General features: G+C 35.2%; 2 protein-coding genes. Both read right to left on the bottom strand.

Translation table 11 applies throughout. From position 1 onward, the window contains the following. A partial coding sequence (locus AC061C_RS15560; RefSeq protein ID WP_478291925.1) for a PorP/SprF family type IX secretion system membrane protein occupies positions 1 to 622 on the bottom strand: 622 nt, incomplete at its 3' end. Between the two features lie 157 nt (positions 623 to 779). Next, positions 780 to 2545, bottom strand: a 1766-nt coding sequence (locus tag AC061C_RS15555) for an HYR-like domain-containing protein (protein WP_478291926.1), incomplete at its 5' end; no start/stop codon positions are given.

Below are 2545 nucleotides of genomic sequence, written 5' to 3'. Positions count from 1 at the left end.
ATTTAATAGATTCATTCATATCAAATGCGTAACCTGCAATTAAATAGTAATTAATTTTTTCTTTAAAAATAGCAACTTCATTGTCGTCATAGCGCTTGCTTTCTATAAAATTAGGAATTGAAAATCCGATATACGCCTTATCAGAATGCCAATAAACTCCAGCTCCAATATTAGGGGTAAATTTATTATTGAAATCTCGTATACTTGGATCAGCTTGAGCTGGATTCAATTTGTTAATATCCAAATTAAACAAGTTAGCAGTTGCTTTAATTCCAAAAGAGAGCTTAAAAGTTTCAGAAGTAGGAACCGTGTAGGACACATCAGTAGAAATTGTATTCTCTGTAGTAGGTCCAATTTTATCATTAATTATAGTCACTCCTAAACCTAAATTACTTTCGTTTAATGGAGTATTGACAGAGGCAACATTGGTAACAGGAGCTCCATCTAGTCCAACCCATTGTGTACGGTGTAGCGCAAAAATACTGAAAGCGCCTCTGGATCCCGCATAGGCAGGATTAATATTGATGGTGTTGTACATGTATTGAGTAAATTGGGCATCTTGTTGTGCATAATTTACAAAGGCTGTAAACATCAAAACGAAAGAAAATAATTTTGTTTTCATAGTAGATATTTATTGTTTTGGATAAGCTAGAGATTTCTTTCAAAGTAATCCAGCTTGACTATTTGTTAAATTTCTGTAGGATTATTTTTCATTAAACGTGCTAAAGATAGAATTTTAAAAATACCTGAGGATTTTTTTTCCTCAGGTATTAGGTTGTTTATTTGGTTAAGTATAAATATCCGTCTTTTTTGTTGGTTATAATTTTTCCATTAGTGTCAACTGAGGTGTAGTTTAATATATAAAAATAAGTTCCTGAAGGCACACCTGAAGATTGTTGAATAGTAGATCTACCAGCAGAAATACCTTCAAAAGCATTACTCGTATTATTATATCCTTTAGTTTCATATACTAATACGCCCCATCGGTTATAAATCTCAACTGTATTATCTGGATAACAAACGGTATCATCAATATTATCGATTACGAATTTTTCATTAATTCCATCACCATTTGGAGAGAATGCGTTGTGAACTACTACAGATCCACAAGACAATACAATTCCTCCACAACCAGTATTTACTGTCATAATTACTCTAATTGTACGTGGACAAGTGGTATCACTTACTTTATATTCAAAATTGTAATCTCCTATTGGAAGCCCAACAGCGTTAAATACGTTTCCTAGTAAACCACCTGAACTATTAATATCGATCCAAGTTCCACTATTAATAGAAATTCCGGCAGGTAATAAATTATTCAAATTGGTTGTTGTAGAATTCCCATCATTACAGATCGCGTTGTTTATTAAAACGTTGCTATTGGCAATAGTGACATTGATAATTTGAGTAAAATCAGAAGTATTTCCACAAGTGTCAGACACCAACCATTTTCTAACAATAGAATACGAGTTATCTGTTCGGTTTATGATGTTTTCAGTAAAAATAGGAGTAGAGACAGTTGAACAATTATCTACAAATATAAGATCAGGTTTAGCTGGAATTGCATCACAATTTACATTAAGAGGTGTTGTAAAAGCAGTGTTGGTAGTTGGTCCTGTTTTATCTATCACATTAATCGTTTGAGTCGCTGTTGTTTTATTTCCGCAAGTATCAGTAGCCGTCCAAGTTCTGTTAACTGAATAGGAGCCAGTACAATCCCCGCGAGTAGTCACATCAACAGAAGTCAATTTTACATCTGCACCACAATTATCAGTTGCAGTTGCCACTGCAAACTCTAAAATTGCAGCACAAGAGATAGTTGAAACAGCAGGTAAAGGAGTAATAACAGGCGCTGTTGTATCTTGAATGGTAATGATTTGAGTAAAGACTTCAGAAGTATTTCCACAATCATCAGCTACAGTCCAAGTGTTAGTATAAGTTCCTGCATTCGCACAAGATTCAAAGGCTACAAAAGCACCGCTTACTTTGCTGATATTTGTAACATTAGAATCACATAAATCAGTAGCAATGGGGAAAGCTGTTTGAGCTGTGGTTAATGCTTCAGCATTACTGCATTCTAAAGTAGTGTTTAAAGCAGTAGCAGCGGTTGACCAAGTAGGCGCTGTTGTATCTTGAATGGTAATGATTTGAGTAAAGACTTTAGAAGTATTTCCACAATCATCTGCTACAGTCCAAGTGTTGGTATAAGTTCCTGCATTCACACAAGATTCAGACGCTACAAAAGCACCGCTTATTTTGCTAATATTTGTAACAGTAGCATCACATAAATCAGTAGCAATAGGGAAAGTTGCTTGAGCTGTGGCTAATGCTTCAGCATTACTACATTCAACAGTCGTATTTAAAGCAGTAGCAGCGGTTGACCACGCAGGCGCTGTTGTATCTTGAATGGTAATGATTTGAGTAAAGACTTCAGAAGTATTTCCACAATCATCAGCTACAGTCCAAGTGTTGGTGTACGTTCCAGCATTCGCACAAGATTCAGACGCTACAAAAGCACCGCTTACTTTGCTGATATTTGTAACAG

The organism is Flavobacterium sp. GNP010 (assembly GCF_056428945.1).
This window is presented reverse-complemented; position numbering and strand designations above follow the sequence as displayed.